A 19769-nucleotide genomic window follows, 5' to 3' on the forward strand; every position below is an offset into this window, starting at 1 on the left:
TACTCAGCTCCTATCGCTGATGGCTCGGTCCCCCGACATCGCCCGTCGTGGGGACCGCTTCGCGTACGACCGCCCAGAGGGTGCGGCCATTCAGGCTGGTGGCCAGGAGCCCGAACCGATCGGCCTCGGCCACCACTTCCAGGACCTCCCGCCATAAGTCGTCGGGGAGTGATTCCGGCACCTCCGCTTCGACCGACGTGTATCGGTCGTGCTCCTCCACGCGTGTGGGAAGCCCGACGGCGGACAGCCGGGCAGCGATGGCCGCCGCGCGAACTCCCGAAGCGGGCACAGGGCAGCCTCCGTCACCGGCAATCACTTTGAGTAAAGCTAGTTAACTAGATTAGAGCTAGTGGACTAGATTTTCCATATGCCTGAGCAGCCGCCCTATCTCCGCATCGCCGACGAACTCCGGCGGCGGATCGCGGAACACGTGTGGGAGCCCGGGGACCGCCTGCCGTCCCGCACACAGATCGGCCAGGAGTGCGGGGTGGGCGAGAACGTGGTCCGCCGGGCTCAGGAGCTGTTGATCTCCCAGGGTGTGCTGGAGGGGCGCGCCGGATCGGGCACGTACGTCGCCGAGCCACGGCAGAGGGCGCGGGTGGTCCGGTCGTCGGCGCGTGAGCGGCCCGACACGTCGCCGTTCCGGGCAGACATGAAGGCCGTGGGCAGGCAGGGGGACTGGGAGAGCCGGACCGAGGCCAAGGTGCCGGCTCCAGCGGACATCGCGGCGCGGCTCGGCATCGCCGAGGGCGATCTGTGCGTCCGGACGGCGTACGAGTTCCTGGCCGACGGCAGGCCGGTGCAGCTGTCGACGAGCTGGGAGCCGTACGACCTCACCGCCGGCACCCTCGTCGTCCTTCCCGAGGGAGGGCCGCACGCCGGAGCCGGTGTCGTGAACCGCATGGCCGCCATCGGCATCACCGTCAGCCACGCCGTGGAACAGCCGGAGCCGAGGCAGGCGACCGCCGAGGAGGCGTCTCTCCTGGGCATCCAGAAGGCCGCGCTCGTGACGCACATCCGACGGACGTACTACAGCGACCAGGGACGGCCCGTGGAGACGGCGGACATCGTGGTGCCCGCCGCTCACTGCGAGATTGTCTACGAGATCCCGATCAACCCCTAGCTGAGATACGACAACGAGTCACCACTCGACGGGCGTGCGTGGGGAGATCCATCGGCGGTCACTCCCGGTGGCCGCTAACGTGGCGAACATGACCGGTGCCGCCAGTAATGCGAATCTCTGTGGCCTCTGCGACCAACCGCTCGACGGGGATCATTCCCACGGGAAGGAGACTCTCGGAACCCGAGTCGAGTACAAGGTGGTCAAGGTTCGCGGCGTGCTGGCAGATTCGGTTGCGGTCCACGACCCGGATGACAAGCATCCACTGCCCACTCGGGTACTTGCTCCCAGCCTGGGTGTCGACGCCGGTTCGCTACTCGGCCTTCATTACACGTGCCTCGTTTCCCGTGACCCGTACGGAGCTACTCGATCTGACTACCGCCTCGTCGAGCGCTGACGCTGGCTCTAGAGACCCGTAGAGGCCGGAGTGGTCGTCTGGCACGTGGTACGCGGCGGCAGCTTGCCGTCGACAGCTCAGCCGTGGGTCAGGCACTGAGCGGTGCAGCGACGGCGGCCTACCCAACACGAGTCGAATGCGTGTCGAAGCTCGCAGCTGAGAGAGATCTGAACGGGCGTTTGAGCAGATCAGGGCCCACCCTGCCCCTCAAACACCCAGCGCCTTCTAAGCGCCCGCTCTTACAGGCGTCGCACTGGCAGCTGGATGCCAAGCAGCGCTGCCACCTTCCGGGGGGTAACTACCGCAGCAGTAGCCGCTCAGGGCTCCGCCTACCGCCGCAGATGGCGACCGCGATGGAAAGCTGCTTCCAGCGAGGAATCAATTTCAGCATCCCGCCGTTCACTCGTCTCCCCAGATCAATCGGCGCAACGCGAAGCGATGGTGAGCCCCCAGCCAACTCACGGCCCTGGCCTCACGTACACGGCTTGCCAGCGAGAGTCTCAACTTGCCGCGCAGGGAACGAATGTCAGTGGCAGCTGCCAGGGTATGACGCAGTGTGCGGCGGACCTGAGGGAGCACAGGTGCTACAACGTGATGATTCAGGAGTCTCCGAGTCATTCGATCTTGATTCATTGACGGTGGGCGACCGCCTGCGACTGTTCAACTTCACGCAGCGGGATGATCCTGTCGCATATCTGTGGGTGCTGCGGGCGATGAACGTCCTACGGGCCGTACACCAGTTGCAGGTGCACCCTGACGACGTGGCGAACGCGCTGAAGGAGCTCGCCACAGACCACGACGAGGTACCGTCCGCCGCGGACCTGAATCTGCGGGGCATGCTCGACAACCTCTCCTCGGACGACGAGCAGGTCCTCTACCGAGTGGAAGATCCCTTGCGGTGCGGCAATCTTGCTGCGTACCGGAACCGGCAGTCGGTCTACCAGTTCACGGAGATCGGCTACCGCGTCTACCGCGCCGTGGAGGAGGTCATCGGCTCCCGCGTACAGGACGCGAACCTGTCGCGGCTCGTCTTCGCCGACATCCTGACGGACTTCAAGGCGCTGGCGAGTGCGAACCGGGAAGGCGACCGGGACGAGGTGTACCGCAAGCTCGCACGCCTCGACAGCGTGCTGGAGGACATGACTCAGCGGGCGGCACGTTTCTATCTGACCCTGAACGACGTGGCGCGCACGACGGATGTCTCTCCCGAGACGTTTCTGCGCTACAAACATGCGCTGCTGGCGCACATGAGTGAGTTCACAGCGGAACTGGAGCGCTACGCGCCCCGGCTGGCCGAGGCCGTGTACGAGGTGGAAGACACCGGGGTCGAGACCCTGCTGGAGCGGGCCGCCGCAGTGGATGAGCGGCCCATGATGCGGCCGTCCACACGGCTGGAGGACTGGCGGCGGCGCTGGATGGGGCTGCGCCAATGGTTCTTGGCGGACGGCTCTGTGGAGACCAAGGCCGCCCATCTGCAAGGCGCTACGCGCACGGCCATTTCGGGGGTCATCGCCCTGCTGCGGCAGGTGACGGAGTCACGTCGAGGAGGGGTGAGCCGGACCACCCAGCTCCGGCATCTTGCCGCGTGGGCAGCGGCTGCGCCGGATGAGCAGGCTGCGAACGCCCTGGTGTCCGCCGCCTTCGACCTGCGCTCGGTACGGCATCTGTCGGGTGCCCACGACGACGATGACCAGATCTCGCCGCGGACGACGTGGTGGGATGCGCCGGGTGTGGAAGTCAGCATCAGCCTGTTCCGGCATGGCAAGCGGCCGGCACCGGGTGGCCCGCAACCGGTCCGCACGCGCCGTGGCGCCCATGCCCGGCTGCGTGAGCAGCAGTTGGCGGATCGGGCCGCGGACCGGGAGGCCGCGAAGGATCTTCTGGACCATGGGCCGCACGACCGGGTGCTGAACGAGGCTGAGACCCGCGCCGTTCTCAAGCTGCTGACCCGTGCCCTGCAGGTACGAACGGTCGTCGCGGGCCGACTGCGTTCGGGCACCGGCAGCAGCGACGTCCTGACGCTGCGCCTGGTTCCAAACGACCGAGGCAGCCAGTTGCGGACCGAGACCGGCACGCTGCACCTGCCCGGCTTCGCCCTGGAGATCAAGCCCCAGGGTGCGATGCGCCGACGCCGAACGGAGAATTCCTGATGCCCGCCCATCGCGTAGCCGCCTCCGTGGAGACCGCAGACCTTGGCTCGTACCAGCAAGCGGCCCGACTCATGCTGCTGCACGGCGTCGTCACCGAGAGCTATCCCCGGGCCAAGGCGCTTGCGCTGGTGCTGCAATGGGCCGACGAACTGGCCAAGGACTTCCGGGACCTGTTCGGCTACTCCTTGCAGACCAGCGCCCGTCACGCACGGCTGCTGCGGAGGCTGGACGCCTTCGACGCCAGCCAGGCGTTCCTCACGGTGAAGAGCAAGAGACCGTTCGACCGGCGGCGGCTGGCCTACCTCTGCCTGATCCTGGCGTGCCTGCACCGGTCACGCATCGAGATCAACCTCGCCGATCTCGTCAAACTGCTCACGCCGTCCGCGAACGGGATCGAGCACTTGGGCTTCGACGCGACCGCACCGGGCCACAAGGACGCAGTCGTTGACGTTATGGACTGGCTCGTCGACCGGGGTGCGCTGCGGATCTCCGATGGCTCCATGGAGGACTGGGCCCGTGACCACGACCGCGGGGACGCGTTGTTCGACATCGACCACGACACCTGCGCGGCGCTCTTCAGGCCGAACAAACCGCTGCAGCACCTGGTCAGCGCTGCTGGGCTGTTGGACGCTCCGACCGTCGGCACCGGGCGCGACCCCCGTCGGCGCTTTGCTGCCCAGCGAGCCCGTCGGCTGCTGATCGAGTACCCGGTGGTCTACTTCAGCGACACCGACGCGGAGATCGCGACAGCGCTGCGCCAGCCCACCCTGGCCGAGGACATCGCGCGGCTCACCGGGTTGCCTATCGAGCGCCGGGCCGAAGGGATCATGCTCGTCGACACCACAGGGCACTTTACGGACAAGCGGTTCCCCGGCCGTGGCGGAGCCGTCAACCGGACTGCCGGGCTGATGCTCGCGAAGATCGCGGACCTGCGGGAAGACCCGGACCGGGCCAGCAGCCTTCAGTACCTCCTGCCCGCCGATCCAGGGGAGGAACACGCGGACCTGCTCAGCCGCATCGATATGGCCCTGCCGCAGGCGGGCACGCTCGAAGCCTTGGCACACGACCCGCACGGGGACGCTGGCGAGCACGCGGCAGAGGCCGATCCGGACGCCCCGGAGCATGAGGGGCAGACGGGCTTGCCCTTCGTGGAACACGGCACGCTGGAGCAGATGATCACCGAGCTCTATGAGGAGTTCGGCCCCTCGTCCTTCACCAACAAGTGGCAGGCCGATCCCGGCGGGCTACTGGCGGAGGCGGTCGCGCTCCTGGCGGACCTGCGCCTGGTCCACGTCGTACCCGGCGGGATTCTGGTCCGGCCCGCGGCCGGCCGCTACCGCAATATCACCGCCGTCCTACCGCGCCCCGCGCACGACGGCCAGTTCGCTCTTGACTTCGCCACTGAGGAAACCTCTCGATGACGCTCATCCCTCACTCCCGTACCGCTGACCAGTCGGAGGTTCGCTTCAAGCCCACCCGCGCCGGAGTGATCGGCCTATGGGACTACACCGACGAGGAGTTCGTCTTCGCCGACGGCCGCCTGGTCCTGCGCGGGCACAACGGTTCCGGCAAGACCAAGGCCCTGGAGGTTCTCTTCCCCTTGGTCCTGGACGGTGTCCTCGATGCGCGGCGTCTCGATCCGTTCAGCGGCGAGGAGCGCACCATGAAGTCGAACCTGCTCTACAAAGGGCAGGAGTCCGCATACGGCTATGTGTGGATGGAGTTCGCCCGCACCGCACCCGACGGTGAGGTCCTCGAAGCCGTCACCGTAGGGATCGGCATGCGGGTGACCAAGCCGATGTCCACGCCGTCCCGCTTCTTCTTCGTCACCGACGGCCGAGTCGGCATCGACTTCGGCCTGCTGGACGCCGCCTCGCGCCCGCTGCGGGAGAACGCCCTGAAGAAGCTGCTGGGTGAAGGAGCCACCTACGCTACGGCGGAGGCGTACCGGGAGGCTATCGATGACCGCCTGTTCGGGCTGGGCCGCGAGCGTTACAGCCAGTTGGTCAACCTTCTGCTCCAACTGCGGCGCCCTCTCCTGGCCAAGGACCTCGACCCGGTCAAGGTGTCCGACACCCTCACCGCCGGCCTGCGCCCCGTCGACGAGGACCTCATCCTGCAGGCCGCCCGCGATTTCGAGAACCTCGCCGAGATCCAAGCGCTCCTCCACGCCCTGACGGGGGCAGACACCGCAGTCCGGACCTTCCTGCGCGAATACACCAGTTATCTGCGCGCCCATGCCCGTGAACGCGTCGACCACGTCACCGGGCGCGTTCAGGACACAGCTGCCCAGTGCGAGACGATCATGGAAGCGGCGGAGGACCGCCGCACCGCCGAGCGGCAACTGGCCTCCTCACAGCACGAGCGGGATACCGCCCAACGCCGGTGCAACGAGCTCGGCGCGAGCCTGGCCGAGTACAAGAACCACGACGCTATCAAGCAGCAGGACGGTCTCAAGGAGCTGCGCGATCGCGTACGCACCGAGCGCCAGGGCATCGCCGAGAGCGGCCGCCACCTAAACCGGGCCCAGGAGGGCTTGGCCGCCCTCAGAGGGGAGGCTGAGCGCGCTCTCCTGAGACACGATGAGCTGCGCAAGGTCGCTTCCCGGCACACCCACGGTCTCATGGACGCGGCGCGCCGCTGCGGCATCCTGCACGACGACGACACACTGGATCTCGGTGCCGATCTGGACACGGACGTGGCGGGCCGGGTAGCCGCGCGTCGCAGCGAAGTGGAGGGCGTACGCGCCCACCTCAGCGCGTCCGAGAACGCCGCGAAGGACCAGGAGCGCGAGCAGGAGCACGCTGACGCGGCGAGCGGTGACCTGACCGAGACCGAGCGGCAATCCGCCGCAGCAGCTGAGAAGCTTGAGATCGTCCGCGCCACGGCCAGCCAGGAGCTGGAGGAGTTCATCAGCCGCTGGAGCGGCAGTGCCGACACCTCGGTCTTGGTCGCCGCCGACGGTGACGTGCTGCGTGCCGCCATCGCCACGGTGGGGGAACCCGAAGCAGCCTCGCTGCAGGAGGAGTTTCGTTCCCTCACTGACCAGCGCCGCACCCGTGCTCTGACCCGCGTCGAGACCTTGAAGCGGGAGTACAGCGACATCGCGGACGCTCTGCGAGACAGGCGGGAAGAGCGCGACACCGTGGCAGCGGAAGGCGACGACGCGCCCCCGCCCAGTGACCTGCGCCCCGCCAGCCGCGATGAGCGGCCCGGTGCTCCGTTGTGGCAGCTTGTACGGTTCGCCGAGGACGTTCCCAACGATCACGCGGCTGCGGTGGAGGGCGCCCTGTACGCGGCCGGCCTGCTCACCGCCTGGCTGCACCCCGGCCTTGCGCTGACCGACCAGGCACTGCACGACAAGGTCGCCGACGCCTATCTGCGCCCCCTGCCTCCCGCGCAGCGGCCGACCGGACGCACCCTGGCCGACCTACTGGTCGTCGAAGATCAGCAGCTCGTCGCCGCCGCAGCCGTACAGGCTGTCCTGGCGTCCATCGCCGTAACGGACGACGCCCCTGCGACGGACGGCGCGCTGCGCGCTCCTGCGGTCACGACCGGCTCGCACTTCTACCTCGGTATCCAGGTCGGTGCGCATCCCAAGGATCAGCCGGAGTACATCGGGGCCACCGCACGAGCCGCCCGACGGTGCGAACGGCTGCGCCTGCTCGAAGAATCCATCGCCGTCCTGGAAGCTCAGCTCGCCGGCATCGAAGATCAGCAGAGGTACGCGCAAGAAGCATTCGACGACTTCGACCGCGCCCGGCATGAGCTCCCGCGCACCCAACCGATCATCCAGGCGGTGGGTCAGATGGCGGTGGTGGCGGAGAAGGCCGCCGGTGCCCGCCGCCGCCTCACCGAAGCCCGCAAACGGCTCGACGGGGCGATTGCGCGCGCCCATGAGAAGAACCGGCAGCTTCGGCATGCTGCCACGGCCGCACAGCTGCCCGCGCTTCGTGAGGAACTGGACAACGTCGCGCAGGCCATCGAGGACTTCGCCGACGCCGGCAAGGCGCTCGCCACCTGCCGTGAGCAGGCCAATGCGGCCGAGCGCGACATCGCCGGCCGCAAGGAGATCATCGAAGCGCAGACCGAGTCCTGCTCAGAACAGGCTGAGGCTCTACAGGCGCGTAGGGATGAGTTCGCCGTTCAAGAGGAACGTCTGCGCACCCAGGAAGCGACGCTCGAAGCCCCTCTGCAGGAGATTCTGCAGCAGATCGCGGACGCGGAGGAGCAGCTCACCGCGGCGCAGAAGACGTACGACCGTGCGAAGAAGGACGCGGAAGAGCATCGAGACCGGCTGCTGAAGGCTGACCATGCCCTGGAGTTCGGCCGTACAGCAATCGCCAAGGCCGTGGCTGAGCAGGTGCGCACCACGCTCACGCTGGAGCCGTATGCCCGGCCCGACCTTCTCGGCCTCCTCGAAGCGAACGCCGAGACCGTCTGGCTGCCCCACGACATGTGGCCGAGCCCCGAGCAGGCAGTCCAGGCCCTCATGGACAGCCTGACCTCGCCCGGCACTCCCCTCACGGGCGTGGAGGCCGCCCAGAACGTCGTCCCCGCATCCGTCGCCTCCCTGATCAACACGCTCGATGAGGCGACCCGGGGCCGGCCGATCACCGCGAGCCTCCTGAAGACCGTAACGACCAAGATCTCTACCGCTATCACCGCGCTGGAGGCAGCCCTGCTGGAGTCCGACCAGGGCTACCTCTTCGAGTGGGAGCCAGCCGGTGACATCATCCTGGCCCGGGTCACCGACAGCGAAGGGCCAGCTCCCGTAGCGGACTTCGCCCGCCGCCTGGCCGAGCAGCTCGCTGATCAGAGCGTGCTGCTGGAAGACAAGGAACGGACCGTCCTGGAGGACGGGCTCCTGACCGGGCTGGCCGAGCAGATCCACGATCGCACCGTCGCCGCCCGCGACCTGGTCAAGAGCATGGACGCCGATACCCGCTCCAAGCCGATGTCCTCCGGTACGACCGTGGGCATCAACTGGATCACCTCCGACGCGCTCACCGACTCCCAGCAGGCCGTCAACAAACTGCTCGACAAGGACGCCTCCGGTCTCGGACCGGCCGGACTGGCCGAGCTCCGCTCCCACCTGCGCAGCCAGATCCGCGCGAGGGCTGCTGCCGACAAGAAGAGGAGCTACCAGCAGGTGATCGCGGAGGTCCTGGACTATCGCGCCTGGCGCAAGTTCGAACTCCGGCTGTTCCGGCCGGGCATGAGCGAAGAGGAGCGGAAGAAGGGAGAACTGCTCACCAAGGCCAAGCACAGCGTGATGTCCGGCGGCGAGAAGTCCGCCTCCATCCACCTTCCGCTCTTCGCAGCCGCCCACGCCCAGTACAGCTCCGCCTACCCCACCTGCCCGCGGCTGATCGCCCTAGACGAGGCATTCGCCGGCATCGACGAGAAGTACCGCCCCGACCTGCTCGCCCTCACAGCCAAGTTCGACCTCGACCTCTTCATGACGGGCTACGACCTGTGGATCACCTACCCTGACGTGCCGCAGATCTCGCACTACGACATGAAACATGACGAGGCGTCCCACACCGTCTCCGCCATGCTGCTGGTCTGGGACGGCGAGCAGATCCTCGATGACCTCGAGTACCCCGGATCCGACGATCTGGCCGCCGAACTCCTTGGCTTCACGCCCCGCCGGCACGTTCCCGCAGGGGCAGGACTCCTCGCGGACATCCCCGAGGACGAGCCGACGAACGACAATGCCGAGGAGGCAGAATGACCGGGGCAACAGAGGCATACGAGCGCTACCGGGCCCCCGAATTCCGCCGGCTCCTGGCCGCTGCCCGGCGCTCGCTCGAGCGCAACAGCGGCGAGGTCAAGGGCTCCATCGGCCTGGCCAACCCGACCACGGCCGAACGTAACGCCATCATCGGCATCACCGGTACGTACCGGTCGCCCGACGTCCAACGCATCACCATCCCCCTCTCCGTGCTGGAGGGAAGCGTCCGTAACATCACGGGCATGTCGCTCCGCGATGTCCTAGAGCGGATCGGCCCCGAGCTGCGCTTTCGGGCCGACGAGCGGGCCGCACTCGATCAGGCCCGGCAGAGGATCCTCGCTGAGGGCGAGGCCAGCCCGCTGCACGCCGAGCACGTCTGGTACCGGGAATGGCTGGCCGGCCTCGCATCCGACGGCACCGTCACCGGGCTGATCAACAAGAAGGACACCTACCTCTTCAGCCAGGCCATCCGCATCCTGGAATACCTCAACGACCGGCCCAGCGGCTCTCCACCGGTCATGTTGCCCGCCCTGGCCGACGCCACCACAGGAGACACCAAGGCGCTAAACCCCGGCCGCGGCTCACTGCCGACCATGGTCCTGCAGGCCCTGGCCATGGCACGCGGCATCCCGCTCGGATCAGGAGCCGAAGCCCGTCGCGAGCTGTGGGACGCCTTCGACGTCATCGTCGACGACCTCGCCAGTCGCGTCCTCGTCCTCAACCTCCCCGCGACCGGCCAGGGGCTGGGCCAGTGGCTCACAGACGCCGCACGCTACGGCACCCCCTTCCACATCACTCTCCACCAGCTCATCACCCTTCCGATCGCCGTGAACCTGCCAACGGTGTACGTCTGCGAGAACCCGGCCGTGCTCCGTCGTGCCGCCGGTGAGCTCGGTGCCAGCAGCCCGCCGCTGATCTGCACCGAGGGCCGCCCCTCGACCGCCTTCCACCGGGTGGCTCGGTTGATCGTCGAAGCCGGCGGCACCTTGCTCTACCACGGGGACTTCGACTGGCCCGGCATCGATATGACGAATCAGCTCCGTACCCGCTATCACGCCAAACCCTGGCGTATGGGTGCTGCGGACTACCTCAGCGGTGTTCGCAGCGACAGCGATCACGTCCGGCTGAGCGGAAAGCGGCAGGACACCAGCTGGGAGCCAGAGCTCGCCGAGGCCATGGAAAGGGAGAACCGCGCTGTCTACGAGGAGGCAGTCACCGACACTCTCCTGGCCGATTGGTCATATGAGTCACGGGGCAGATCGAGCGAGGCACAAGAAGTAGCTCGTACCACTGATAACCTCAGCGTTGTTGACGTGTGACGCATCGCGTCCGGCGCATTTCGCCTTCATCTGCCCGGTCGCGGAACGGGGGCGATGGTGTTCGAGCCGCTGCGGGAGAACGACCCCCGAGAGATCGCGGGCTTCCGGCTCACCCAGCGTCTCGGCCAGGGCGCGATGGGCGTCGTCTACCTCGGATACCGCAGCCCCCGCCCCGTGGCGATCAAGGTCATCAAGCCGGCGCTGGCAGACCAGCCGTACTTCCGTCAGCGGTTCACCCAGGAGCTGGAGGCGATCCGGCGTGTCGGTGGATTCCACACCGCGGCTCTCGTGGACGCTGACCCGGACGCGGAGCAGCCCTGGATCGCCACCGAGTACGTCCACGCGCCCTCGCTCGACGTACTGCTGAACCAGCATGGCTCGGTGAGTGAGCTTGGGGCGTGGTGGTTGGCCGCGAGTCTGTCCGACGCTCTGATTCACATCCACTCTGTCCGGCTCCTCCACCGCGACCTGAAGCCCAGCAACGTGCTGGTGACCACACAGGGCACTCGTGTGATCGACTTCGGCGTCTGCCATGTCGGAGGCGCGACCGGCCTCACCTCCGGCGACGCGCCGGTCGGCACTCTCGTGTACATGGCGCCGGAGCAGGCCATGGACTCCCGCAAGGCGAGTGAAGCCGCGGACGTGTACAGCCTGGGCGCGACGCTCGTGCATGCGGCGACTGGGCACCCCCCTTTTTACGCCGATATTCCGGTACAGCGGATACTGGACGTCCCGCCCGATCTCTCGGGCGTGCCTGAGAGCCTGCGAGAGCTGGTTGTCAGTGCCCTGTCCTACGCTCCGGAGGACCGGCCAACAGCACACAGTGTGCTGGAGGCGGCCATGGACCGGCTGCTGGAACATGCGGTGCCGGTCAGCGGTCCGCATTACCCGCCGCTGCCCGGTGCGTTCCTCACGGACGTCCTGCAGGTGGAAGGGGCACCTCCGGTGCCGCCGGACCCACCTGAGCCAGTGTCGGCTCAGGAGGGTGTTGCGGGTCCGGAGCTCGGGGACGAGGTGTCGCCCGCAGAACCTGCCGTCGCAGCCGCCTCCAGTGGCGGGGGCGCGCCATGGGCTGACCGTTGGCGCGGAAAGATCCGCGACCGGCGGTCTGACTTCGGCGGCTGATTCCGCCGGGTGCACAGCGGGACAGGCAGTAGAGCACGACGAGGCAGTTCAGCAGTGATCGAAGGAGAGAACCCGGTGACCAGCGCCGCAGGCACAGCCAAATTCGCCGCAGGCATGCAGGTCCGTGCACGAGACGAGGACTGGCTGGTCGTCGAGGTGTCCGAGACCTCGCACGACGGCACGCGCCTGGATGTCCGCGGCATCTCCCCGCTCGTACGCGACCAGCGAGCTGTCTTCTTCGCCCACGAATCCCTGGACCAGGTCACCCCTCTGCGGCCCGAGGACACCGACCTGGTCGTCGACGACTCCCCGGAGTGCCGCCGCTCCCGGCTCTTCATCGACGCACTGATCCGCAAGACCCCGCTTCCGCTGTCCGAACAACGGCTCGCAACCGTCGGCACACACCTCCTCGACAACCTGGCCTACCAACGTGAGCCCGCCAGGGCGGCGCTGCGCGGCCTGCGCCCTAGGCTGCTCATCGCCGACGCAGTCGGACTGGGTAAGACCCTGGAGATTGGGCTACTGCTGTCAGAGCTCATCCGCCGGGGCAGGGGCGAGCGCATCCTCGTCGTCACGCCCAAGCACATCCTGGAGCAGTTCCAGCACGAGCTCTGGACCCGCTTCGCGATCCCCCTCGTACGCCTGGACTCGACCGGCATCGAGCGCATCCGCCAGAACATCCCGGCCGGCCGCAACCCCTTCTCGTACTACAAGCGCGCCATCATCTCCATCGACACCCTGCGCTCCGACCGCTGGCGCAGCCACCTGATGCAGGTCACCTGGGACGCCGTCGTCATCGACGAGTCACACAAGCTGATCAACACCGGGACCAAGAACAACCGGCTCGCAGGGCTGCTCGCCCCGAGGACCGACGCCCTGATCCTGGCCAGCGCCACACCCCATAACGGTCAGCGCGAGTCGTTCGGTGAACTGCTGAGCCTGCTGGACCCGACCGCCATCCCCGACACCAGCGACTACGACGAGACCCAGCTCGACCACCTGTACGTCCGTCGGCACAAGATGTCCCCCGACGTCTCGGCGGAGATCGGCCACAAGTGGGCCACCCGCAAGCCGCCCGTGGCCTTCGACTGCGTCGCGAACCCCGCCGAACAGAAGATCTTCGAAGAGCTATACGACGTCTGGATCAGGCCGGAAGCGGGCCAGTCGGCTCCGGTGAGCGGCAAGGGTGCCCGGCTGTTCCCATATACGCTCCTGAAAGCCTTCCTCTCCTCGCACAAGGCGTTGGCCGAGACGGTGGAGAACCGGCTCGAGCGCATCGACGAGGACGCACAGAAGCACCCGGAAAGGGGTGCGCAGCGCGCCGCAGAGCGGTCGGCGCTGACGCGGCTGGGCCAGCTCGCCGGCGAGGCCACTGTGGAGGACGCGGCGAAGTTCCGCCGCCTGGTCGACGAGCTGAAGGGCATGGGGATCGGGCCGGGGTCCGACAAGCGCGTTGTCGTCTTCTCCGAGCGCCGGGCCACCCTGCAGATGCTCCATGACGCCCTGCCCAGTGAGCTCGGCTTCGAGGTGAGCGAGGAGAAGGGACGTGGGGCTATCCGCCAGCTGCATGGTGGCCTGCCTGACGACGAGCAGCAGCGGACCGTGAAGGACTTCGGCCTGGCGGACAGTGAGCTGCGTGTCCTGCTCACGGGTGACATCGCGTCCGAGGGCGTCAACCTGCACCGCCAGTGCCACCAGATGATCCACTACGACCTGCCCTGGTCATTGATCACCATCGAGCAGCGCAACGGCCGTATCGACCGATACGGCCAGCAGACGTCCCCAGAGGTCCGCGCGTTGCTCCTGGTCCGCCAGGACGAGGACCCAGAGGTGCCCTCCGCGGACCGACTGGTCTCCCGGCGGCTGCTGGAGCGCGAGGACGAGGTCCACCGCACGCTCGGTGAGGCCGCCTCCATCCTCGGGCTGCGTGACGAGGAGGCGGAGGAGACCGCGATCAAGTCGGGACTCGCGGACGGGAGGATGTTCGACGAGATCGTCCCCGCACGGCCGATCGACCCCTTCAACCTCTTCATGGCCCACCACACCGTCGACGGGTCGGGGGCCCACTACCGCGTACCGCAGTTGTTCGCCTCGACACGGGCCTTCGTCGAGGAGGCACTCGACGAGGTCTACGGCAACCCCGAGGAGAAGATCGGAAAGGCGTGGGACAAGGACTACCCCGAGATGCTCTCCTTCGCCCCGGACCGCGAACTGCAGCGGCGCCTCCTCGTCCTCCCGCAGACCTACCTGGACGAGCGTGGTGTGCTCGACAAGCTCAGGGTCACCTTCGATCCCGGGTTCGCTCAGCAGCGCCTGGACCGCGCCCGCGAGCGCAGCGGAGAGAGGACCAAGGGAGCGATCACGAAGCAGGAGCGGCGCGAGACCTCTGGCTGGCCCGACGTCAGTTACCTCACCGACCAGCACCCGGTGGTGGAGTGGCTTACCGACAAGGTCCTGGTCCGGCTCACCCGCAACGCCGCGCCCGTCATCACGGCCGACGTCACTGGGCCGGTGTTCCTGATGCAGGGCATGTACTCCAACGCCAAGGGCCACCCGACAGTCCTCGCCTGGTCCTGCGTGACCGGACTGGAACGCGGCACCCCCGTGTTCGATGACGACCTGGTCGGTGTCCTGGAGCGCGCCGGCGTACAGCCGAAGATGCTCAACCGGCCCTTCGCCGGGGACATCGATGCCCTGCGCGCCCTGGTGCCACGGGCGGTCGAGGCCACACGGCAGCACCTGCTCACACTACGTAGCAGCCAGGAAGAACCGCTGATCGAGCAACTGGCTGAGTATGAGAAGCGCCTGGCAGCCTGGCGCAAGGCGAGCCAGTCGACGTTCGAGCAGCTCACCCTCGGCATCCAACGCGAGCATGAGGAACAGCGGGTGGAGACCACCGCAATAGAGGTCGAGCAGCTGATCGAGCAGCTCGCCACCCAGGGCGATTCGATGATCCGCGTGATCGGGGTCCTCGTCCCCGCCGCCGCAGCCAGTGACCAGAAGGGTGCGTGACCACCGTGGCGTTCGAAGCGATCATCAACCGCGGTGAGTACATCTCCGCCCACTACCTAGCCGAGCTCTTCACCAAGGACCTCGCTGACCTGCGCAAGCACTGGACTGCAGCGGACCGGGCCGGAGCGCCCACATCCCGCTCCGGCGTGAGGAACCTGGGCCGCGACTACTTCAAGGCCAAGGTCCGCATCACCGAGAAGGACGACTTCGGCGGATCCGAGCTGCGCAAGCTCAACGACGCTCTGCTCGCCGCGCTCGCATACGTTCCCCGTGGAGACGAGCCTCCAGAGCGCGAGGACGACACCCACACCAGGGTCCAGCGGGGTGTCTTCGAGGTCATGCACAGCGACAAGCCCAGAGAAGTCCCCGTCGCTTTCGCTGTGAAGGGGCCTGGGGGTGTCGAGCTGATCGCGCTGGACGTCACCTGGAGCACAGACGCCGAACTCGTCGCCTCCGACGTCGAAGACGGCGGCGCGCAGCTGCTCGCGCCCATCGCCCTCGACGGCCGAAACGAGATCACCAGCGCGGCAGACGCCGTCACCTTCCTCTTCGGTAGTGAGGACGCCTACGCGCCCAGGTTCGTACTCCTGCTCGCCGGCGGTGCCGTGCTGCTAGCCGACCGCACCGCGTGGCACGAGGGCCGATTCCTGGGCGTCAGCATCGACGCCGCGCTTGACCGCAACCTGGCCGCCGACGGCGGCGAACTGGAAGCCGTCTCGGCCCTGTTCGGCGCGCAGTCCCTGCTGACAGAAGGCGGAGCCGCTGGATTCCTGGACAGCCTCGTCGACAAGGGTCGCAAACACGCCGTCGGGGTCTCCAAAGAGCTACGGGAGGGCCTGCGACAGTCCGTCGAACTGATCGCCCAGGAGATCCTGGACCGCATCCACGATCAGGATGGCGACCCCTCCGAGCTCGGCGACAGCACCGAACTCGCCAACCGGCTCACCCGTGAATCACTGCGCTACCTGTACCGCATTCTGTTCCTGCTGTACGCAGAAGCCCGACCAGAACTGGGCATCCTGCCCAGCAAGGACGACGCCTACCAGGACGGCTACGGGCTCGGCCGACTTGGTGAACTCGTCTCGTACGACCTTCCGGACGAGGCTCAAGACGGCTTCCACTTCCACGAGTCGCTGGATCTGCTGTTCCGTCTCGTCGACCAGGGACACCGCGCCCTCGAAGAGCACGAGCCGAGCGACACCGGACTGGACACGGACGGCATCCGCTTCGAGTCCCTGCGCAGTGACCTGTTCCACGCGAATGCCACGCCGCTGATCGGATCGGTACGCATCGACGGCCAGCGCGTCGACACCCGGCTGCGCAACAAGGTGCTGTGGCGGGTGCTGAACCGCCTCATGCTCAGCCACGGCACCGGCAAAGGCTTCATCTCCTACGCCCAGCTCGGCATCAACCAACTCGGCGCGGTGTACGAGGGCCTGATGTCGTACACCGGCTTCTTCGCCTCCGAGGACCTGTACGAGGTAGCCAAGCCGGACTCGGACGGGCTGGCCGGCACATGGGTCGTCCCCCAGCGCGAAGCCGACAACTACAACGACGAAGTCTTCGTCAAGCGCCCCGACGAGATCACAGGCGTACCCAGGCGGGTCGAGCACAAGAAGGGCTCCTTCGTCTACCGCCTCTCCGGCCGCGAACGACAGCGCTCCGCCTCGTACTACACCCCCGAGGTGCTCACCCGTAGCACGGTCAAGCACGCGCTGGCCGAGCTGCTCGACCAGAATGGCGAGATCACGAAGGCTCGCGACATCCTGGACCTGGTGGTGTGCGAGCCGGCCCTCGGTTCGGGAGCGTTCCTCAACGAGGCCATCAACCAGCTCGCCGCCGAGTATCTGCGCCGCCGTATGAATGAGCTCTCGGTAGAGCGCGGCCAGGACATGCAGCTGCCGCCGGACCAGTACGAGGCAGAGCTGCAGAAGGTCAAGGCGTACCTGGCCCTCCACAACTGCTACGGCGTGGACCTCAACCACACCGCAGTCGAGCTGGCCGAGGTGTCGCTGTGGCTCAATGCGATGCACGAGGGCCTCAAGGCCCCCTGGTTCGGCCTCCACCTGCGCCGCGGCAACTCGCTCATTGGTGCGCGCCGCGCGGTGTACGCGGCCGAGGCACTGAAGAAGAAGGCTTGGCTCACCACCGTCCCGACAGATAGGCCCCTGCGTGAAGGTGCCGTGGGGAGCCTCTTCAGCCCTGGCCACGAGATCCACCACTTCCTGCTCCCCGCCAGAGGCTGGGGGTCGGTCTCCGACGCCAAGCAAGCCAAGGAGCTCGTGAAGGATGAACGCGACCGCCTCGCGGATTGGCGTAAAAAGGTCGCGTCCACCCCCTCAACAGCTCAGGCCAAGCGACTACTGGCACTGGCGACCCGAGTCGAGAAGCTGTGGGAGCTGACGAGGCGACGTCTAGTCGTATCGGAGAAAGAAATCCGCCGCGACATCGCGGTCTGGGAAATCGACGCAAGCCGACCACTGCCCAAGTCATCCAAGGCCGTTTCCCGGGAACAAGTCGAGAAGGCGCTGCTGAAGCCTGGCGCACCGCGCGGGCGCTTGAAGTTGGTCATGGATGCATGGTGCGCACTTTGGTTCTGGCCAGTGGGCCAACCGGGCACCCCCGAACCTCCGTCATTCAACGAGTGGCTGGACTTCTGCGAAGCCGTCCTCGGAGTTCCCCCAGCGCACGTGAAAGCACGTTCGTCCAAGCCGGGCGCTGCAGCTGGCCTGGACGACGAGTTCGGTCTCTTCGCTGACACTGGCGAATTCGAAAAGCTGGCCATGGACGATGAGTTCGACGAGACCATGAGCCAGTGCGCAAAGATGCCGGCCGTGGCCCTGCGTTTCCCTTGGCTCAGCGAGGTCGACGCGATCGCTAGACGGGAGGGGTTCTTCCACTGGGAGCTGGAATATGCACAGGTCTTCTCAAGGGGAGGGTTTGATCTCCAGGTAGGAAACCCCCCTTGGGTTCGCCTCGATTGGCAAGAGAACCTTACTCTCGCAGAGTTCGAACCATGGTTCGGACTTACGGAGAAGATCCCGGAAGAATTGCTGGCTCCTCGTCGGCGCGACTTGCTGGCGGACAGAAGGCGACTCCGCGGGTACCTAGCGGACCTGAGTTCTTGGGCGGGCTTGACGGCTTGCCTGAGGTCCAATCTTGACCACCCAGTTCTGGAGGGCCTGCGAACCAATCTCTACATGAATTTCATGGAACGCGCATGGCGCAGTATGACCGACTCGGGGATTGTCGGCCTAATCCAGCCTGAGACCTACTTCTCCGACCCCAAGGGCGGGAGCCTGCGAGCGGCGTCCTACCGGCGACTTCGATTCTTTGCACAGCTAGCAAACAACCTCCTCTTGTTTGAGGAAATCGACAACAATATCCCTTTCTCGATTTCAATTTACGGCTCGCCGGGAGAAGTACGCTTCAATCAGGTGTGCCGAGTTGTCCATCCAGACACCGTGGAGCGATCTCTCACCCACTCCGGCGAGGGGGAAATTCCAGGAATTCAGTTCGACTGGGGAGGATGGGATCAGCGACCTCATAAGGATCGCGTAATTTCTGTCGATCAATCCGTACTGGCTGACTGGGCCGCAATTATGGACGGGGCCGACACTGACGCCACCCACGCCCGCATGCTCCAGGCCGTAACGTCAAGCGACAGCGAGGCCCTTCGCGTTCTCGCGCGATTCCCTGACCGCATGGCCGCACACCAGTTCTGGTGGACATCTGGACTGAACGAAAAACTGGCCAAGGTAGACGGATTGATTGAATGGCGTAGCTTCGCACCGAGGGAGTGGGACGAGGCCATTCTGCAGGGCCCACACTTCAGCCTGGCCACCCCATTCAACAAGACGCCAAACAACCCGTGCAAGTCCAACAAAGACTACACGCCCGTAATTCTGGAGAATCTGGGGGAAACCTTTACCCCTCGAACGAATTATGTGCGATCCTGCCCTACGGACAGGTTCTCCGCAGCTATCCCCGCATGGGATGGCGTTAAGTCCACTGAATACTTCCGTGTCGCATGGCGGCGCATGATTGATCCAGTCACCGAGCGAACCCTCCAGGCTGCACTGATTCCGCCAGGAGCCAGCCATGTTGACGCGGTTCATTCGATGGCCATGCCGAATTCTCGCGACACAGCGATCGTCGCTGGGCTTTGGTCAGGCTTGCCACTTGACAATCTGGTCAAGGCTTCCGGAAAGTCAAATATCCGCCTGGAATTGGTGGCTCAGTTTCCGGCTCCACTGACGCACCCTCTAACAGCTCCACTGTTGCTGCGCACCCTGCGTCTCAATTGCTTGATTGGCGACTATGCCCCTTTGTGGGAGGAGCTCTTCGATCCCGTGTGGCTGTCCGACCGTTGGACCGCCCCCGAATCTCCTCGCCCCAAGCTCGGAGCCATCGAACACACTTGGTCGATGGCCACGCCGCTCCGTACGGAGTACGACCGCCGTATGGCGCTCGTCGAGATCGATGCACTCGTGGCCGTAATGCTCGGTCTGACGGCTGAACAGCTGTGCGCGATGTACCGCTCGCAGTTCGCAGTACTGCGCAAGTACGAGTGGGAGATGTTCTTCGCAGCAGACGGCCACAAGATCGGCGCGGCAACCCACAACGTCGGTATTCGGCAGACGCCGGAGGAGACCGCCGTCGTCAAGGCGTGGGTGAAGGCCGCCCGTGCCGGCGACCCGACTCCCGAGGTTCCCGACGGCTGGGTGAAGCCTGACCGCGAGGCCGAGATGACGCGGGCCCACGCCGACTTCACCGCACGGCTACTCGCTGGCGAGTACGGCGACTATGCCGCGTACGCCGCCGAGCACGGGGATCACGGCAACCTCCTCGGGGCAACCGAAGCCGAGTCGGTCCTCGCCGACGTTCCGGCAGAAAGCAGGTAAGACGC

At 66.4% G+C, this 19769-nt stretch carries 9 protein-coding genes; 8 read left to right on the forward strand and 1 reads right to left on the reverse strand.

What is annotated here, in order from left to right; all coding sequences use genetic code 11:
* Positions 1-10: 10 nt before the first annotated feature.
* Positions 11-289, reverse strand: a complete 279-nt coding sequence (locus ACFY2Z_RS38585; protein ID WP_390748665.1) for a hypothetical protein — start codon at positions 287-289, stop codon at positions 11-13.
* Positions 290-367: 78 nt separating this feature from the next.
* On the opposite strand from ACFY2Z_RS38585, the gene ACFY2Z_RS38590 reads away from it, so the two are divergent.
* The 8 genes from ACFY2Z_RS38590 to ACFY2Z_RS38625 all read left to right on the forward strand — a co-directional run bounded on the left by ACFY2Z_RS38590 (position 368) and on the right by ACFY2Z_RS38625 (position 19764).
* Positions 368-1123 (forward strand): GntR family transcriptional regulator, encoded by a 756-nt coding sequence (locus ACFY2Z_RS38590; protein ID WP_390748666.1) that lies wholly within the window; start codon positions 368-370, stop codon positions 1121-1123.
* 1032 nt (positions 1124-2155) lie between these two features.
* Entirely contained in the window at positions 2156-3667 is a 1512-nt protein-coding gene (locus ACFY2Z_RS38595; RefSeq protein ID WP_390748677.1) for a TIGR02677 family protein, read from the forward strand.
* 26 nt (positions 3668-3693) lie between these two features.
* Positions 3694-5088, forward strand: coding sequence for a DUF2398 family protein (locus tag ACFY2Z_RS38600; protein ID WP_390748667.1), 1395 nt, complete (start codon positions 3694-3696; stop codon positions 5086-5088).
* Entirely contained in the window at positions 5085-9404 is a 4320-nt protein-coding gene (locus ACFY2Z_RS38605; RefSeq protein ID WP_390748668.1) for an SbcC/MukB-like Walker B domain-containing protein, read from the forward strand. Before ACFY2Z_RS38600 ends, ACFY2Z_RS38605 begins: the two co-directional genes overlap by 4 nt.
* The gene (locus tag ACFY2Z_RS38610; RefSeq protein ID WP_390748669.1) at positions 9401-10723 is read left to right on the forward strand and encodes a TIGR02679 family protein; all 1323 of its coding nucleotides are present in this window, start codon (positions 9401-9403) and stop codon (positions 10721-10723) included. Before ACFY2Z_RS38605 ends, ACFY2Z_RS38610 begins: the two co-directional genes overlap by 4 nt.
* 54 nt (positions 10724-10777) lie before the next feature.
* Positions 10778-11848: a serine/threonine-protein kinase gene (locus tag ACFY2Z_RS38615; RefSeq protein WP_390748670.1), complete on the forward strand. Its 1071-nt coding sequence runs from the start codon at positions 10778-10780 to the stop codon at positions 11846-11848.
* Positions 11849-11923: 75 nt separating this feature from the next.
* Entirely contained in the window at positions 11924-14860 is a 2937-nt protein-coding gene (locus ACFY2Z_RS38620; RefSeq protein ID WP_390748671.1) for a DEAD/DEAH box helicase, read from the forward strand.
* On the forward strand, positions 14857-19764 hold the full coding sequence (locus ACFY2Z_RS38625; protein ID WP_390748672.1) for an Eco57I restriction-modification methylase domain-containing protein: 4908 nt from the start codon (positions 14857-14859) through the stop codon (positions 19762-19764). The genes ACFY2Z_RS38620 and ACFY2Z_RS38625 overlap by 4 nt, the downstream gene beginning before the upstream one ends.
* Positions 19765-19769: the final 5 nt, after the last annotated feature.

Source organism: Streptomyces sp. NPDC001222, from assembly GCF_042896945.1.
GTDB classification, from domain to species: Bacteria; Actinomycetota; Actinomycetes; order Streptomycetales; family Streptomycetaceae; genus Streptomyces; species Streptomyces gibsoniae.